Annotated in this window: 23 protein-coding genes and 1 pseudogene; 20 read left to right on the top strand and 4 right to left on the bottom strand. The window is 61.9% G+C overall.

Features of this window, described 5'->3' with window-relative positions:
• The first annotated feature begins 88 nt into the window (after positions 1-88).
• The 13 genes from B0G74_RS38935 to B0G74_RS38875 all read left to right on the top strand — a co-directional run bounded on the left by B0G74_RS38935 (position 89) and on the right by B0G74_RS38875 (position 6,595).
• Entirely contained in the window at positions 89-580 is a 492-nt protein-coding gene (locus tag B0G74_RS38935) for a hypothetical protein (protein WP_132382276.1), read from the top strand.
• 35 nt (positions 581-615) lie between these two features.
• A complete protein-coding gene (locus B0G74_RS38930; protein ID WP_243658527.1) occupies positions 616-1,206 on the top strand; it encodes a hypothetical protein in 591 nt (196 codons plus the stop codon).
• Positions 1,206-1,607 carry a recombination protein NinB gene (locus B0G74_RS38925; protein ID WP_132382272.1) on the top strand — a complete coding sequence of 134 codons (402 nt, stop codon included), beginning with the start codon at positions 1,206-1,208 and terminating at the stop codon, positions 1,605-1,607. The genes B0G74_RS38930 and B0G74_RS38925 overlap by 1 nt, the downstream gene beginning before the upstream one ends.
• Before the next feature lie 24 nt (positions 1,608-1,631).
• Complete coding sequence (locus B0G74_RS38920; RefSeq protein ID WP_207915782.1) at positions 1,632-2,084, top strand: hypothetical protein; 453 nt, start codon at positions 1,632-1,634, stop codon at positions 2,082-2,084.
• Between the two features lie 20 nt (positions 2,085-2,104).
• Positions 2,105-2,839 carry a hypothetical protein gene (locus tag B0G74_RS38915; RefSeq protein WP_132382271.1) on the top strand — a complete coding sequence of 245 codons (735 nt, stop codon included), beginning with the start codon at positions 2,105-2,107 and terminating at the stop codon, positions 2,837-2,839.
• Positions 2,836-3,591, top strand: coding sequence for a DUF4168 domain-containing protein (locus B0G74_RS38910; RefSeq protein WP_132382269.1), 756 nt, complete (start codon positions 2,836-2,838; stop codon positions 3,589-3,591). The genes B0G74_RS38915 and B0G74_RS38910 overlap by 4 nt, the downstream gene beginning before the upstream one ends.
• Positions 3,579-3,824, top strand: a complete 246-nt coding sequence (locus B0G74_RS38905; protein WP_165924015.1) for a helix-turn-helix transcriptional regulator — start codon at positions 3,579-3,581, stop codon at positions 3,822-3,824. Before B0G74_RS38910 ends, B0G74_RS38905 begins: the two co-directional genes overlap by 13 nt.
• Before the next feature lie 2 nt (positions 3,825-3,826).
• Positions 3,827-4,411, top strand: coding sequence for a Lar family restriction alleviation protein (locus tag B0G74_RS38900; protein ID WP_132382266.1), 585 nt, complete (start codon positions 3,827-3,829; stop codon positions 4,409-4,411).
• Entirely contained in the window at positions 4,411-4,662 is a 252-nt protein-coding gene (locus B0G74_RS38895) for a hypothetical protein (RefSeq protein ID WP_132382264.1), read from the top strand. Before B0G74_RS38900 ends, B0G74_RS38895 begins: the two co-directional genes overlap by 1 nt.
• Positions 4,663-4,878 carry a helix-turn-helix transcriptional regulator gene (locus tag B0G74_RS38890; protein WP_132382262.1) on the top strand — a complete coding sequence of 72 codons (216 nt, stop codon included), beginning with the start codon at positions 4,663-4,665 and terminating at the stop codon, positions 4,876-4,878.
• A gap of 1 nt (position 4,879) precedes the next feature.
• A complete protein-coding gene (locus B0G74_RS38885) occupies positions 4,880-5,239 on the top strand; it encodes a hypothetical protein (RefSeq protein ID WP_132382260.1) in 360 nt (119 codons plus the stop codon).
• A 67-nt stretch (positions 5,240-5,306) separates the two neighbouring features.
• The gene (locus tag B0G74_RS38880) at positions 5,307-5,537 is read left to right on the top strand and encodes a DUF4224 domain-containing protein (RefSeq protein WP_243658526.1); all 231 of its coding nucleotides are present in this window, start codon (positions 5,307-5,309) and stop codon (positions 5,535-5,537) included.
• Positions 5,534-6,595, top strand: coding sequence for a tyrosine-type recombinase/integrase (locus B0G74_RS38875; RefSeq protein ID WP_132382257.1), 1,062 nt, complete (start codon positions 5,534-5,536; stop codon positions 6,593-6,595). The genes B0G74_RS38880 and B0G74_RS38875 overlap by 4 nt, the downstream gene beginning before the upstream one ends.
• 60 nt (positions 6,596-6,655) lie before the next feature.
• Here the strand turns inward: B0G74_RS38875 and B0G74_RS38870 are convergent.
• Positions 6,656-7,681 (bottom strand): annotated as a pseudogene (locus B0G74_RS38870) (amidohydrolase); the annotation flags it as partial.
• A 134-nt stretch (positions 7,682-7,815) separates the two neighbouring features.
• On the opposite strand from B0G74_RS38870, the gene B0G74_RS38865 reads away from it, so the two are divergent.
• On the top strand, positions 7,816-8,724 hold the full coding sequence (locus B0G74_RS38865) for a LysR substrate-binding domain-containing protein (protein ID WP_132382255.1): 909 nt from the start codon (positions 7,816-7,818) through the stop codon (positions 8,722-8,724).
• Positions 8,725-8,730: 6 nt separating this feature from the next.
• On the opposite strand, the gene phnN is transcribed toward B0G74_RS38865, so the two are convergent.
• The 3 genes from phnN to phnF are packed head-to-tail and all read right to left on the bottom strand — an operon-like array spanning position 8,731 to position 10,765.
• Entirely contained in the window at positions 8,731-9,285 is a 555-nt protein-coding gene (gene phnN / locus B0G74_RS38860) for a phosphonate metabolism protein/1,5-bisphosphokinase (PRPP-forming) PhnN (RefSeq protein WP_132382253.1), read from the bottom strand.
• 2 nt (positions 9,286-9,287) lie between these two features.
• Positions 9,288-10,010 carry a DUF1045 domain-containing protein gene (locus B0G74_RS38855; RefSeq protein ID WP_132382251.1) on the bottom strand — a complete coding sequence of 241 codons (723 nt, stop codon included), beginning with the start codon at positions 10,008-10,010 and terminating at the stop codon, positions 9,288-9,290.
• Positions 10,007-10,765 carry a phosphonate metabolism transcriptional regulator PhnF gene (phnF, locus tag B0G74_RS38850; RefSeq protein WP_132382249.1) on the bottom strand — a complete coding sequence of 253 codons (759 nt, stop codon included), beginning with the start codon at positions 10,763-10,765 and terminating at the stop codon, positions 10,007-10,009. Before phnF ends, B0G74_RS38855 begins: the two co-directional genes overlap by 4 nt.
• Before the next feature lie 181 nt (positions 10,766-10,946).
• Between phnF and phnG the strand changes: the two genes are divergently transcribed.
• The 6 genes from phnG to phnL are packed head-to-tail and all read left to right on the top strand — an operon-like array spanning position 10,947 to position 15,666.
• Positions 10,947-11,444: a phosphonate C-P lyase system protein PhnG gene (gene phnG / locus B0G74_RS38845; protein WP_132382247.1), complete on the top strand. Its 498-nt coding sequence runs from the start codon at positions 10,947-10,949 to the stop codon at positions 11,442-11,444.
• Positions 11,444-12,067, top strand: coding sequence for a phosphonate C-P lyase system protein PhnH (gene phnH / locus B0G74_RS38840; protein WP_132382245.1), 624 nt, complete (start codon positions 11,444-11,446; stop codon positions 12,065-12,067). The genes phnG and phnH overlap by 1 nt, the downstream gene beginning before the upstream one ends.
• A complete protein-coding gene (locus B0G74_RS38835; RefSeq protein WP_132382243.1) occupies positions 12,067-13,197 on the top strand; it encodes a carbon-phosphorus lyase complex subunit PhnI in 1,131 nt (376 codons plus the stop codon). The genes phnH and B0G74_RS38835 overlap by 1 nt, the downstream gene beginning before the upstream one ends.
• Positions 13,194-14,126, top strand: a complete 933-nt coding sequence (locus B0G74_RS38830; protein WP_132382242.1) for an alpha-D-ribose 1-methylphosphonate 5-phosphate C-P-lyase PhnJ — start codon at positions 13,194-13,196, stop codon at positions 14,124-14,126. Before B0G74_RS38835 ends, B0G74_RS38830 begins: the two co-directional genes overlap by 4 nt.
• Positions 14,123-14,893 (top strand): phosphonate C-P lyase system protein PhnK, encoded by a 771-nt coding sequence (gene phnK, locus B0G74_RS38825; RefSeq protein ID WP_132382240.1) that lies wholly within the window; start codon positions 14,123-14,125, stop codon positions 14,891-14,893. Before B0G74_RS38830 ends, phnK begins: the two co-directional genes overlap by 4 nt.
• Before the next feature lie 8 nt (positions 14,894-14,901).
• Positions 14,902-15,666, top strand: coding sequence for a phosphonate C-P lyase system protein PhnL (gene phnL, locus B0G74_RS38820; protein WP_132382238.1), 765 nt, complete (start codon positions 14,902-14,904; stop codon positions 15,664-15,666).
• Positions 15,667-15,693: the final 27 nt, after the last annotated feature.

Below are 15,693 nucleotides of genomic sequence, written 5' to 3'. Positions count from 1 at the left end.
GAAGACGACCTAAGCACAAACGCTTGGGAAATTCTCGAAACGATCGCCTGGTATCAAAACCTGTCGGAACTGCGGCGAAGGGGCCGAAATGGACACCAAAACACATTGGAAGAAACTGATCAACCCGGATTACATCGGTGCGTACGCGCTGCAACCGGACGAGGATCTGATCGTGACGATTGACTACGTTCAGCGCGAGCAGGTGACGGGAACGGGCGGCAAGAAAGAAGAATGCACGGTCGCGCATTTGATCGGCCAGAAGCCGCTGATCCTGAATGTGACCAACTCCAAGTCGATCGCGAAGCTCTACGGCTCGTATATCGAGGACTGGTCGGGCAAGCAGATCACGCTGTACGCCAGCATGACGAAGCTCGCCGGCGACATGGTTGAGTGCCTGCGCATCCGCCCTACTGCGCCAGCCAAGCGCCGCAAGCCGATCACAGATGACCGCCTTCAGGCCGCTATCAAGTCGATCAAGGCCGGCGAGTACACGACTGAGAAGCTCCGCGCGCAGTTCGAATTGACGGCAGAGCAGGATGAAAAGGTCAACGAAGCGGTCAAGGCCGCGATGGAGGAGTAATGCTAAGAATCCGTTGCTCGTCTCTCGGCAAGATCATGACCGAGCCGAAATCCAAGGATGAAATCCTGTCTGTCGGTGCGAAGACGTACATCGAAGACCTCGCGAAAGAGTTCGTCTACGGGTACGTCAAGGAAGTCACTAGCAAGGAAATGGAAAAAGGGCTGATCGTAGAGCAGGCATGTATCGACCTGCTGAACGAGGTCCTTTTCACCAGCTTTACCAAGAACACAGAACGACGCGAAAACGAGTGGCTTACCGGAGAATGCGACATTTTCACCGGGCGCAAGATCCACGACATCAAGGCTCCCTGGTCGCTCGCAACCTTCCCGGCGACGGTCTTTGCTGGCCGGGACAGGGATTATGAGTGGCAGCTGCGCGGGTACATGATGCTCTGGAACGTAGACGAGTCGGAAATCGATTACTGCATGGTCAGCACGCCAGATGAACTGATCCGCTACGAGCCTGAGGCCATCCATTACGTCGATCACATCGACCCGATGCTGCGCGTTACACGCGTTCCATATGCCCGAGACAAGGCGCTCGAAGACAAGATCAAACGCAAGGTCGATGTCGCTCGCGAGTACTTCGAGCAGATCGCTCAAACCATCGCAGAGGAGCACGCGTGATGCCAGTTTTCACGATCCGCGAAGCCGCAGATGCCAAGGAAGCTTGGAATTTCATCAAGGAAAATGCTGCGGAACAGGCGAGGATCAAGCAGCCTTTGATGGTCACGGTTGAGGCCTATCAGGAAAAGCGCACGCTTGAGCAGAACAAAAGACTGCATGCGTTACTGGAAGAAATCAGCGAACACGCGTGGGCCGGAAAGAAACAATACCCAATGGAATTCTGGAAGGAATATTTCCGCCGTCTGTTTTTGCTAAAGGACGAGTACACGACGCCCGACGGCGAAATCATTCAGGTCTATTGGTCAACTGCCGATCTGAAAGTGAAAGATTTCGCGAAATTCCTGACCAAAGTCGAAGTGCACGCAGTCCAAACGCTCGGCGTCGAGCTAATCGAAGTTTGAACTGACATCCTGAGAGAGACGAATATGAGTTTCGACTACATCACCAAGTACTACGGCGTGCCCGCCGAGCGCGGCCGCCAGGTGACGTGCTACGGCGAGCGCGGCGTGATCGTCGGCGCTGATGGTCATTACCTCCTAGTTGTCATTGACGGCGACAAGTCTGAGCAAGAACGGCGCTATCACCCGACCGACAAGGTCGCGTATGGCGACATCGTCGATGTGCCGGCGTTGCGGGAATGGAAGTGCCTGTTGCCGCGCGACCGATGGGACGACTGGGATCACCCAGCCGTCTTCACCGTTACCGCCAGCACGCGCAGCAAAGCACGATACAAGGCCTTCCTCGACCTGAGCGACGTCTACGACCTGAAAGGCAAAGACTTGACACGCATCCGCGTTAAGGCCGTGCCGCGACCGAGGCAATCCGAGGCAATGGAATCAATGCGCGATGTTGAACTCGACTCTGATTTGCCATTTTGACCGCCTAAAGGATCCCCACCATGAAAACCAACCAACCCGAAGCGGAAATGCGAGATAACCAACGACCAGACGCTGAGATTCTGCGCCGTAAAGATGACGAGCATGTCTCGATGCTCAAGGCGCGAGTCGGTATGGGCGCCGTCATCATGGAAGGCCAGGAAATATCTGCCGTGGCGCGATACATCGAGTGTCTGGAACAGCAAACCTCTCTCGCCACCAGTGCAGACCAGAGCGCGAGCGAGGGTGACGACATTCCGCCGCCGCTAACCGATAGCCAGCGCTCGCACGCTCACTCGTTTTACATGAGCCTTCCCCACAATTGGGAGAGCGGCGAGGCAGTGATTCGAAAAGTCGCGGCCGACGCATATGTGAACGGCTTCCAAGCCGCGAAATCCGCCGCTCCCGCTCCAGTAGCGCCGACAGAGCGGGCGGCGTTTGAGGCAGCATGTCAGAAGTTGGCAGCTTTGCCCGAGGATGCGCATGAAAAGCTGTTCGGTAATGATGATCTGGATACCTGGTGGGCTCTTTGGAAGGAAGCCCGCGCCACATCCACGCGCCCAGTAGCAGCGCTGACGGGCGAACAACTAGACGAGATTTACCTGATCGCGCAGGATTCGCGCCCCCTATCAGAGTTCAAGGAAGAGGTCCGCGCCCTTCTCACCACCGCCGAGCAATCCGCCGCTCCGCAAGCCACTCGGCCAGTCGCAGACGCGGCGGTGACGGCAGAGACGGGGGATAAGGAGCAGTTCGAGTGAGATTCTTCACCGGTCTGCACCAGCCGTCAGATGCAAAGCACTTTGACACCGCGTTCATCAGCCGAAATCGCCTGATGGGTCGCAAGTCTGGCTTCGAAGTCGGCGACTGGATTCTGGACAGCGCGGCCTTCACGACGATCCTGAAGCATGGCGGCTATCCAAATGGCGTTGAAGAATACGCAGAGCAGATCAAGCGCTGGGCGTCGAATGGGAATTTGCTGGCGGCCGTTGCGCAGGACTACATGTGCGAGGCCCACATGTTGAAGATCACCGGCAAGACGATCATCGAGCATCAGCAGATGACCATCGAAAGATACGACGCCCTGATGAAGTGTGATGTCGGTGGCATCTACATCATGCCGGTGCTGCAGGGTTATGCGCCTGAAGACTATGTGCGCCACATCGAAATGTACGGCGACCGGCTGAAGCATGGAGCATGGGTCGGCGTCGGCTCCGTTTGCAAGCGCAACGGCGATCCGCGTGCAATCGAGCGCGTGCTGATGGCAATCAAGGCGGTGCGCCCCGACCTTCGACTGCACGGCTTCGGCCTGAAATCTACGGCGCTGTCTTCGTGGATCGTGAAAGACCTGCTGTACACAGCCGATTCAATGGCATGGAGTTTTGCAGCTCGCAAGCAGGGCCGCAATGCAAACGACTGGAGGGAGGCTAAAGCATGGACCGAACGAATCAACAGCCGGCCGCCGCCAGCGCAGAAGGGACTATTTACAGCAGAGGAACTATGCACGATGTGACCGAAACCATTGGTGCCCGACTCAGGCGATTGCGCACCGACGCGCGGCTATCTGCTTCAGAGGCGGCCAACCGCATACGCATGAGCCAAACCTACCTATGCGAAGTGGAGCGAGACGAGCACCTGCCTGGCCTGACGATGGCCGCCGAACTCGCAAAGCTATTCGGCGTGAGCCTTGACTACATTGCCGGACTCACGGACCACGAAAACAACCCATACGTGCGGAAACAATAACCATGACCACAAAAGACAGCGGATCGGTGAGCGAGGAACTGAAGCCGTGCCCGTTTTGCGGCAGTTCAAAAGTAGGAATCGCCAGCGAACACGATAGCGACACAGGCGGAGTCTTTCTGTCCATCAAGTGCTCCTCATGCCGCGCATCGAGCGGAGCGGGATTCTCGACCGATCCATGCCCGCAGACCTACCAGGAGGTGCGAGACGAATGGAACCGCCGCGCCGCTGCCAGCGCTCAGGCGACTGTGGGGGCGGTGGATCCGGACTTGTACGTTTGGTTCGCTGATCCCAAGCCAGTGTACGGCAGCGACGGCGAGCGCTTCATCCGTGCATGGACCAGTGATGCAGACAAGGTCGCCGATCTGCGCGATGCCATCGGCAAAGAGCCTGCGCGCTATTTTGCCGCCCCCACTGCGCAGGGTGGAGCGCAGGACAGGGATGCGGTGCTGGAGGAAGCTGCGCAAGCAGCGATCAAGTGCCAGCACGGCAAGACATATGAAGTGGACGCGCGAATCTACTGGAACAACGGCATCGCCGAAGCAGTGGACGCGATCCGCGCCCTGTCTCAAAACCCGACGGAGGCGTGATGAAACTCGATGAACTGATCCAGCGTGTCGGTGTGGATAACGTCGGCGTTCAAGTCTTGAGCGACTCAGTCACCGGCGCAAAGCAACGGCGCGGATATGTCGATGTCTCGTTCGGCACGGACTGCGTTTCGATGCGCGACATTGCGACCGGCGAGTGGGAAAACGTCGTGTTCGTGGTGAGCGTCAAACGCGGCGCCTTCGAAGCGGCTCGCGATGCCGCCCTGTCTCAAAAACCAGTATCGGGGGAGTGAATGCCAGACGACCGGAATTTTGCTTTGCGCCTCATGCTTGCCCAGGAAGCGCGCGGGCTGACGCAATCGCAACTCGCCGACGCTATCGGCACGACCAAGAGCGTCATATGCCTGCTGTTGCAGGGCAAGACTCACCCGAGCTATGAGACGCTGATAGGTCTGGCGACGCGGCTCGGAGTATCGACTGACTATCTGTGCGGTTTGAGGGGGAATTGACATGCCATACCCAAAAAGAGAAGTCACCCGCGAAGTCCTGTTGGAAATGATCAAGCCGGGCCAGATTTATGCGCCGTACAACCTGGGCCGCAAGCTTCGCGCGCAGTCTGTCGATGTCAAGAGAGTGCTTTTTGCCCTAGTTGATGAGGGTAAGTTGGCGACAATACGGCCACATAAAACGCTGTGCTTCATCCTAAAGGGATCTGTGCATATGCGGAAGAGGCCAGCGCCGAAGCAGGTCATCGATCCGGCGACAATCGCGCAGCCGCGCACCTATGCGGTTCTCACTGGCGAGATGACTGGATACTTTGCCGAGATCAACCGGCGCGCGGAGCTTGCAATGATGGCGAGGCCGCGGTGACAGAAGCAGCACAACGCATAATCGAAACCAGTAAGACGGCTTGGGGTGTGAAATGAGCGAGAGACTGATGACCACGGAGGACTTGGAAAGCGTCACCGGCTTCGTGCGCTATTCTAAGCAGGTGGATTGGTTCAAGCGTGAGCTGCGCGTCAGCGTGGCGCGTCGCAGCGATGGTAGCCCGGTCATCACCTGGGAAACCTTCAACGCCATCCAGAAAAAGCGCGCCGGTGTGACTTCCGAGCCGATCGAAGAACAACGGCCGCTTCTGAGGCCAGAAAAATTGAGAGCAGTGAAATGAACGCCGCACGTCGCCGCACGATCCCCGATGGCTTGCCCAATCGGGTCTATCAGAAAAGCGGAAGTTGGTACTGGGTGCCGAAGAATGGCCCATGGATCAAGCTATGCCGGGTTGATGCTGGCGAGCCGAAGATGCTGGAGCGGCTCGCAGCGGAGAAGCGCAAGCGCGAATCTGATGAAACTGGATCGGGCGACATGCCGGCGCGCGTGGCGGAATATGTGCGCGAGAAGCGTGCCGAGCATCGCGAGGACGGCTGGCACTACTATGGCGACTATGTTAAGCGTGTGTTCTCGGATGTGAACGTCAGGCAGGTGGATAACGCCCATGTGGTCGATTTCCTTGGGCTATGGAAGGGAAAATTGGCGATGCAGCGGGCCTTGCGCGCCTTCCTGAAGGGATTCTTTCAGTGGTGCCGGGAGAAGCGGTACTACGCTGGTGAGAACCCATGCAACGGCATCAAGCTGAAGCAGCCGAAGCCGCGCGACGTGTATATCCCGGATGATCACTTCGCGCTGATCCGCGCGCGCCTCGAAGAACAGAATCCGATGATCCTATGCCTAGTTGATCTCTGCTACCTGACCGCCCAGCGCTCGACCGAGATTCGGTCACTACTCTGGAAGAAAGATGGCGACGATTGCAACTGGGTGGACCGGGACAATGGCGTTATCCACTTCATGCCATCGAAAACACGGGATTCAAGCGGCCTCGCCATCGACTGGCCGATCACGCCTGAAATTGACGCAGTGCTTGAGCGCGCGCGCAGCACCGGCAAGATCAAATCGAATCTGGTCATCCACAACCAGAACGGAAAGTTCCAGAGTGACACGTCGGCGCTAGCTGTGTGGAAACGGGCCTGCAAGGCGGTCAAGATCGAGCAGTCATACACGATCAAGGACATTCGAGCGAAGGCGCTGACGGACGCGGAGCGCGCCGGCTATGACGTGAAAGAGATCAAGGATGCGGCTGCGCACGCCAAGATTTCGACGACTGAGACGTACTTCAAGCAGCGCAATATTCCGGTCAGCAAAATCGTGCTGAAGATACCAAAATCAGCGTGAATATTAGAAACTGGCTCAAGGAATATTAGAAAGCCCTTAATGGTATTGGGTTTGCGGGCGAAAATCCTGACTGCCCATCAGGATGTCGGTCTGCGCGACCACCTTGTCGTCGCCGACCAGTTCGCGCGCCACCTCCACCGCGAAGTCCGTTTCGGCATCCGAATTGACCACCACCGGATAGCCTTCGATGTACTCCACCAGCGCCTTGCCGCCGTAGCTCGCAGCCTGGCTTTCGGCAAGCTCGGTAATGCGTTTCTTCAACAACGCGCGTACTTCCGGGCTGAACGAGCGCACGCTCAGCTCCAGCTTCGCGCTGCTCGAAATCACGTTGTTCGCGGTGCCCGCATGCATCGAGCCGACTGTCACCACCGCCGGTTGCGACGGATCGACGTTGCGCGCGACGATCGTCTGCAACGCCATCACGATGCTCGCCGCCACCACCACCGGATCGACCGTGAGATGCGGACGCGCCGCGTGGCCGCCGACGCCTTCAATCGTGATGATCGCCTTGTCGCCCGCCGACATGAACGGCCCTTTGCGGAACAGCAGCACGCCCGGCTCTTCGCCCGGATGGTTGTGCACGCCGAACACGGCATCACAGGGGAAGCGCTCGAACAGGCCGTCGTTGATCATCTTCAGCGCGCCGCTGTCGATGCCGCTCTCCTCGGCCGGCTGGAAGTACAGATGCACCGTGCCGGAAAAATTGCGCGTGGCCGCGAGCCGTTGCGCGGCGCCGAGCAGCATCGTCGTATGACCGTCGTGGCCGCATGCGTGCATCTTGCCGTGCGTGCCGCTCGCATACGGCAGGCCGGTTTGCTCGACGATCGGCAGCGCGTCCATGTCGGCGCGAATGCCGATGCTGCGCTTGCCGTCGCCCACCTTCAGCGTGCCCACCACACCCGTCTGGCCGACGCCGCGCGTGACCTGCCAGCCCCATTGCTCGAGCTTCTCGGCGACCAGCGCGCTCGTCTGGTGTTCCTCGTAGGCCAGTTCCGGGTGGTGGTGAATGTGATGGCGAATCTCGCGCAGGCTGTCGGCGGCGGGCGCCAGGTCGGACACTTCGGTAAAACGCGCGGCTTCGCTCATCTCTAGGGCTCCATGGATTCATGGCCGCATCAAAACGCGGCCAACAGGCGAGCACTATAGCCACGCCGTTTTGTTCGAATAAGATGCTGTTTTTTTCACCCCGATTAACAAGCGTTATATACGGGATTACCCCAATGAAACCGCAGCAGTTGCAGGCGTTCGTCGCCGCCGCCCATCACCGCAGTCTGCGCGCCGCCGCGCGCGAGCTCGGCGTGACGCAACCGGCCGTCACGCATACGATCCGCGAGCTCGAAAGCGCGCTGAATGCCGAATTGATGGTGCGCAGCGTGCGCGGCATCGAATTGACGGCGTGCGGGCTCGCGCTGCTGCCGCGCGCCGAGCAGTTGCTGGGCGACATGCGGCGCACGGTCGAAGCCGTCGAACAGGTGAAGGGAGAACTGGCCGGCAAGGTCAGCGTGGGCACCATGCCGTCGATCGCGCTCACGGCGCTGCCCCACGCGGTCTCGAAGTTTCGCCGCGCGATGCCGCTGGTCAATCTGCATCTGGAAGAAGTGACGATCCCGGACGCCGTCGCGCGTTTGCGCAACGGCGCGCTGGATATCGCGGCGATCCATCACGTGCAGGCGCTCGACAGCGATCTGGTGCAAGCGCCGCTCTATTCGACGCAGTTCGTCGTCGCCATGCGCGCGGGGCATCCGCTGGCCAACGTGACGCGCCTGCATGAACTGCTCGACGCGGAGTGGATCGTGACCGTGGGCGCCGATCACTTCCCGCACAGCGTGATGATGGCGATGTTCAACGCGCACGGCCTGCCGGTGCCGAAGCGGCTGGTGCGCGCGCCGTCGTCGTTCGCGGTGACGCTCGGACTGGTGTCGCAAACCGATGTGATCGGCTGCTTCACGCGGCCGCTCGCGCAGATGGTCGCGCCGCTCGGCATCCGCGTCGCGCAGATCGAAGAGGCGCTGCCGAACTACGATCTGAGCATCATTTCGCGGCGCGGCCTGCTGCCGACGCCGGCCGTCCTGCAGTTCGTGTCCTGCCTGCAGGACGCCACGCGGGAACGCATGGCGATGGCCGAATAATACGGCTTACTGAACGTCGGCTTCCGCCTTGAGGAACGCAATCAACGCATGCCCGGCTTCGTTCAGCTCGCCGGAATTGTCGATCGTGGTGCAGCGCACGCCATCCGGCAACGAGAACGGCGCGCGGCGCGCGAGCCGCGCCGCCACCTGTTCCGCCGATTCGCGTGCCCGCGCGCCGAGCCGGGCTTCGAGAATATGCGGCGCGGCGTCCACGTGCACCACTTCCGTATTCGGATAACGCGCCAGCACATGCTGCAAATGCTGACGCGAGCCGTTGACGACTACCGTGCAGCCGCGTGCCAGCCATACATCGAGTTCGATACCGATGCCATAGCGCAGCGAGTGGCTCGACCATTCGAGCGCGAACAGGCCGAGCACGGAACGCGCCGCGAACTCTTCGACGCTCAACGCCACGTGTGCCTCGCCATTGCCGCTCGGCCGCGTGATGTAGCGATGCGCGAACAGAATCGGCTCGCCCATCAAGTGTTTGCGCGCGAACTCCAGCAACGAATCCTTGCCCGCGCCGGACGGCCCCATTACATAGATCAAACGACCTGTCATTGTTATTTCACCTCGTCGGTCCGGAACGGCATACGTTGCCACAGCACGAACGGCTCGCCGGGAGCCGGTTCGACGAAGAGCGCGGCGTGATCGACACGCAGCGGCCCGAGCGCGGCCGTTCGCGCCTGCCACCATGTGACCAGCGTAGCGCGCTCCTGCGCATCGGCGAGCGAACTGGAAAGCGTCATGTGAAATCGGAATTCGTCGAACACGTACGGATAACCCCATTCGATCAGCAACGCGCGTTGCCGTTCGCTGAGCGGGGCCGCCAAACGGCGCGCCAGATCGGCCGCGGACTGCCGCGCGCGCAAGGCATCGAGCGTTCGCAGCGCGCTCGTGGCCACGTCGCGGATGCTGGCTTCGCCTTGCGCATCGGCGGGCCGCAATGCCACGAAATCGCCGAGCGTCGCGGCTTCCACCGGCAACGCGAATGCGCTTTGGGTCCGCGCCCACTCACGTGTAGCTTGCAATACGTGTGCCTGCGTCACACCGTCGGCGAGTCGAAACGGCGCGACCAATGTGCCGTGCCAACCGTAGCGGCGCGGCGCTTCGGTGAGTTCTGCGAGTGGACGCGTCAACTCGGGAGGTTGAGGAGATTCGCAGCGCTCGCCGCTTTCCGCGTCGCGCGCGAGCCACGCCGAGCCGGCCTGCCACCACGCCGATTCACGCGACGGCGCGTAATACACAGCGAAACGAGCGTCGGCACCCCATACGGCGCCGCTCATAAGTCGTGCTCCACCAGCAGTTGCACACGGTCCGCGGCAAAGTGCGTGAAGCCGTATTTGACCGGCGTGCCTTGCAGATCGACATCGACGTTTTCGACCCACAGCACCGGTTGCTGACGGTTGATGTTCAAACGCCGCGCCACCTCCGGCTCGGGCAGCACGCTGCCGATACGGCTCCACTTGCGCAGATAGTCGTGCACGCCGAATTCCGCCATGGCCTTGGTGATGCCGCCGGTGCGCTCCAGCACCTCCGGCAGGTCCGCGAAACGCGCCGCGGGATACCAGTTGCGCGCGAACGTGAGCGGCACGCCGTCGGATTCATGCAGCGATTCGATCCGGTAGACCGACGCGCCGGCGCGCAGGCTCAGCGCCTTCGCGACACTCGGCTCGGCCTTCACGCGCGCGGCCGACAACATCGTGCCCGCCGCGGCGTGATGCTGCTGGCGCAAGTTTTCTGTAAACCGCGTGCGGCGGCCAATCGTATAGTCGATGGCGCCGGGCTGCACGAAGGTGCCGCGCCCCTGCTCGACGCTGACGAGGCCCAACGCCGCGAGACCCAGCATGGCCCGGCGCACGGTATGCCGGTTCACGTCGAAGCGTTTCGCGAGTTCGCCCTCGCTCGGCAGGCGCCCTTCTTCGCCGAAACCGCTGGCGGCGATCTCCGCCGCCAGGATCTGCTCGATCTGCCGCCACACGGCAACGCCCGCGCCGCGTTCGAGCATCGTGCCCGGCGTCGCGTTGTCGTTCGATGTCATGGTGCTGTCATTCCCTTGGGTTCAAATATTCTCTATGACGTGCATTGTAGTGCGCAAGCCGTGATGGAAATGTGAAACGGCCAGCATGCGCTACACGGCTCGACAAGCATATCTCTAAACGTCTAGACGTTTAGATGAATAGATGGTCAAATGTCTTCTCGCTGGATCAACAGGAAATTCGATGAGTGCCACTTCCGCCTCGCCTTCCTCCGCTCCGCCACCGGCTGTCCGGCGCGCATGGATGGCCGTCCTGGCCCGCACGCCGCGCGCCGATCTCGAAGCCGCGCTCGAGCGCGCACTGCGGGACATCCCCACTCCGACGTATGACTGGCTGCGCCCACCCGAGATCGGCCTTGCGATGGTGCGCGGGCGCGTCGGCGGCAGCGGCGATCCGTTCAATCTCGGCGAAGCCACGGTAACGCGCGCCACCTTGCGTCTGCGCGCGTCGGGCGACGCCGCCGCGGCTGTCGGCGTGGCGTGCCATCTGGGCCGCGACCGCCGCCGCGCCGAATTGGCTGCGTTCGCAGACGCGCTCCTGCAAATGCCTGAACATCACGCCGTCTTGCATAAGCAAGTGATCGAGCCGTTTGCCACGCAGCAGGCCGCGAAACGCGCCGGGCGGCAACAGGACGCCGCGGCCACGCGCGTCGAATTCTTTACGATGGTCCGGGGCGACTGATGGAAAACTCACAGATTGCATTGTCCACCGCGTTATCCACCTTAGCGCCGGGTTTCGCAGACCCGGTACACGACACCCAGGCGGTGTTTCGCACCCTGCTCGACGCGCTGTCGCGGCCGGGCACGGTCGGCGTGATCGAGAACGTGCTGCCCGAAGGGCGGGCCACACGCGCCGAGCTCGCCGCCTTCGCCGCGCTGCTCGCGCTCTGCGACTACGCGACGCCCGTGTGGCTCGCGCAACCCGATACGGCGCTGGGTTCGGCATTGCGCTTTCACACCGGCGCGCCGCTCGTCGACGAACCGGGCCAAGCCGCGTTTGCCTATATCCACGACGCAAGCGCGTTGCCGCCGCTGGAACGCTTCGCGCTCGGCGCGGCGGAATCGCCCGAGCAATCGGTGACGCTGTTGATCCGAGTCGACGCGCTGACGGGCGGCGCGCCGATCGTGCTGAGCGGCCCCGGCATCCAGCACACGGCGACGATTGCGCCGGTCGGCCTGCCCGAGCATTTCTGGCGCGAACGCGCCGCGCTCGCGCCGCTCTTTCCTTGCGGCGTCGATTGTTATCTCGTCTGCGGCGCGCGCCTGATCGGCCTGCCGCGCACAACTCAAGCGAAGGTGAACTGATGTACGTTGCCGTCAAGGGTGGAGAACGCGCGATCGAAGCGTCGTGGCGTCTGCTCGACAAGGCACGCCGCGGTGACACGCGGCTGGCCGAACTCAGCGTCGCGCAGATTCGCGAACAATTGCGCCTCGCAGTGGCGCGCGTGATGACCGAAGGCTCGGTCTACGATGAAGAACTCGCCGCGCTTGCGATCAAGCAAGCCGCAGGCGATCTGGTGGAAGCGATCTTCTTGCTGCGCGCCTATCGCACCACGCTTCCGCGTTTCGGCTACACGCAGCCGATCGATACCGAAGCGATGCATGTGGAGCGCCGCATTTCGGCGACCTTCAAGGACGTGCCCGGCGGGCAGTTGCTGGGCGCGACGTACGATTACACGCAGCGTCTGCTGGATTTCGCGTTGCTCGCTGAAGGCGATGGGGCTGTTAGCGTAGCGCCGTCGCCTTCGAATCAAGTCGCCGCATTGGAAACGGAAGCGATGCCGCGCGTCGTCAGTCTGCTCGACAAGGAAGGGTTGATCGAACAGGAACGTCCCACGCCGAATGCGCCTGAACCCGGCGATCTGTCGCGCGAGCCGCTCGCCTTTCCCGCGAGCCGCGCCACACGCCTGCAAAATCTCGCGCGCGGCGACGAAGGTTTCCTACTCGCGATGGGTTACGCGACGCAGCGCGGCTATGCGCACTCGCATCCGTTCGCGGGCGAGATCCGCTTCGGTACGATCGCCGTGGAAATGGAACTCGACGAGCTAGGCGAAACGGTCGAAATCGGCGACATCGACATTACCGAATGCCAGATGATCAACCAGTTCGCCGGCAGCGGCGCGGTGCCGCCAACCTTCACGCAAGGCTACGGTCTCGCGTTCGGCCACTCGGAGCGCAAGGCGATGGCGATGGCGCTGGTCGACCGCGCTTTGCGCGCCGAAGAGCTCGGCGAAACGCTTGCCTCGCCGACACAGGATATCGAATTCATGCTCTCGCATAGCGATAACGTCGAGGCGTCCGGTTTCGTGCAGCACCTGAAGCTGCCTCACTATGTCGACTTCCAATCGGAGCTGGAACTCGTGCGCCGTTTGCGTGCGCAGCACGCCATGCAGAATGAGGATCAATCCAACGCTCAGCAGGAGCAGGCAGCATGAACGCGCCCGACACATCTCTCGCCACCGCGTCAACCGCGTCATACGACAGCGCTGCCGACGGCTACAACTTCGCGTACCTCGACGAACAGACCAAGCGCATGCTGCGCCGCGCCTTGCTCAAGGCCGTCGCCGTGCCGGGTTATCAGGTGCCGTTCGCCTCGCGTGAAATGCCGCTGCCGTTCGGCTGGGGCACCGGCGGCATTCAGGTCACCGCGGCGATCATCGGCAGGGAGGACACGCTGAAGGTGATCGATCAGGGCTCCGACGAAACCACCAACGCGGTCAACATCCGCCGCTTCTTCGCGCGCACCACCGGCGTGGCGACCACGCGCCGCACGGTCGACGCGACGATCATCCAGACCCGTCACCGCATTCCCGAAGCGCCGCTCACCGACAAGCAGATTCTCGTCTATCAGGTGCCGATGCCCGAGCCGCTGTTTCGACTCGAACCGCGCGTCGCCGAATGCAAGAAGCTGCATGCGCTCGCCGACTACGGTCTGATCAGCGTGAAGCTTTACGAGGATATCGTGCATCACGGCAGCATTGCGACCACCTACGACTATCCCGTGATCGTCAACCATCGCTACCTCGCTTCGCCCTCGCCGATTCCGAAGTTCGACAATCCGAAGATGCATATGAACCCCGCGCTGCAATTGTTCGGCGCCGGCCGCGAACGGCGCATTCACGCAATTCCGCCGTACACGCCGGTGCGCAGCCTCGACTTCGACGATCACCCGTTCGAAGTGCAGAAGTGGCAGCACGCGTGCGCGCTGTGCGGATCGACGGAGAGCTTTCTCGACGAAATGATCGTGGACGACGCCGGCAAACGCATGTTCGTCTGCTCCGATAGCGACTACTGCCACGAACGCCGCGGCGACGCGGATCTCGATCTGCCGGCACGCGAAGCACGCAAAGGAGAGCCCGCATGACGCCGCTTCTGAGCGCCCGCTCGCTCACCAAACAATACGGCGGCCGCAACGGCTGCAGAAACGTCAGCTTCGATCTGTATCCGGGCGAAGTGTTGTGCATTGTCGGTGAATCCGGCTCGGGCAAGACCACACTGCTCAACACGCTCGCGCTCAAAACCGCGGCCGACAGCGGCTCGCTTCACTACACGGCCACGCATGGCGACCAGCTCGATTTGCTCGCATTGTCCGAACCGCGCCGCCGCTTGCTGATGCGCACCGAGTGGGGCTTCGTCCAGCAGAATCCGCGCGACGGACTGCGCAGCGGCGTCTCGGCCGGCGCGAATATCGGCGAGCCGTTGATGGCCGTCGGCGCGCGTCACTATGGCGATATCCGTTACGCGGCCACGCAGTGGATGGAGCGCGTCGAACTCGACGCTTCGCGTATCGACGAATTTCCCGCTGCGTTTTCGGGCGGCATGCAGCAGCGCTTGCAGATCGCGCGCAATCTCGTCACCAGTCCGCGGCTCGTCTTCATGGACGAACCCACCGCCGGTCTCGACGTGTCGGTGCAGGCGCGTCTGCTCGATCTGCTGCGCACGCTGACGTCCACGCTGCATCTGTCGGTGCTGATCGTCACGCACGATATCGGCGTCGCGCGTTTGCTCGCGCATCGGTTGATGGTCATGCAGGGTGGCGAAGTCGTCGAGGCGGGCCTGACGGATCAGGTGCTCGACGATCCGCAGCACCCGTACACGCAAACGCTGGTTTCCTCGGTTCTGCCGGTTTGAGGCTCACAATGCGATCCATTGAAACAAGCAGTGAAGCGCGCGCCGGCGAGCGCGCGTTCATCGACAACGCGGCGCTGATGCTGCGCGCGGTCGGCATCGGCAAGACGTTTATCTTGCATGGCCAGGGCGGCGTGCAGATCGAAGCGCTCGCGGGCGTCTCGCTCGAAGTCGAGCGCGGCGAGTGCGTGGTGTTGGTCGGACCGTCGGGCGCGGGCAAGAGCACGCTGCTGCGCTGCCTGTACGGCAATTACCTGGCAAGCCGCGGCTCGATTGCGATTCGCGATGCGGCAAATGACGGCCGGCCCGTGTCGATCACCGGCGCCGAACCGCACGACGTACTGCGCCTGCGCCGTAGCGTGGTCGGTTACGTGAGCCAGTTTTTGCGCGTGATTCCACGCGTGCCGACGCTCACGCTCGTCGCCGAACCGCTGCTCTCGCGCGGCGTCCCTGAAGACGAAGCGCGCTCGCGCGCCGCCGCGCTGCTGGCCAGATTGAATGTGCCGGAACGTCTGTGGTCGCTCGCGCCCGCCACATTCTCCGGCGGCGAACAGCAGCGCGTGAATATCGCGCGTGGTCTGATCGCGGAGCATCCGCTACTGTTGCTCGATGAACCGACGGCCTCGCTCGACGCGGAAAACCGCGACGTGGTCGCCGATCTGATCGTCGAAGCGCGCGAGCGCGGCGCGGCGATCGTCGGGATCTTTCACGACGAAGATACGCGCGGCAAGGTGGCCACGCGCCGCCTGGAACTGCAGCCGCCGCTGCGTCACTAAGTGACACCAAACGGCACTACACTGACG

Source organism: Paraburkholderia sp. BL9I2N2 (assembly GCF_004339745.1).
Lineage (GTDB): Bacteria > Pseudomonadota > Gammaproteobacteria > Burkholderiales > Burkholderiaceae > Paraburkholderia.
This window is presented reverse-complemented; position numbering and strand designations above follow the sequence as displayed.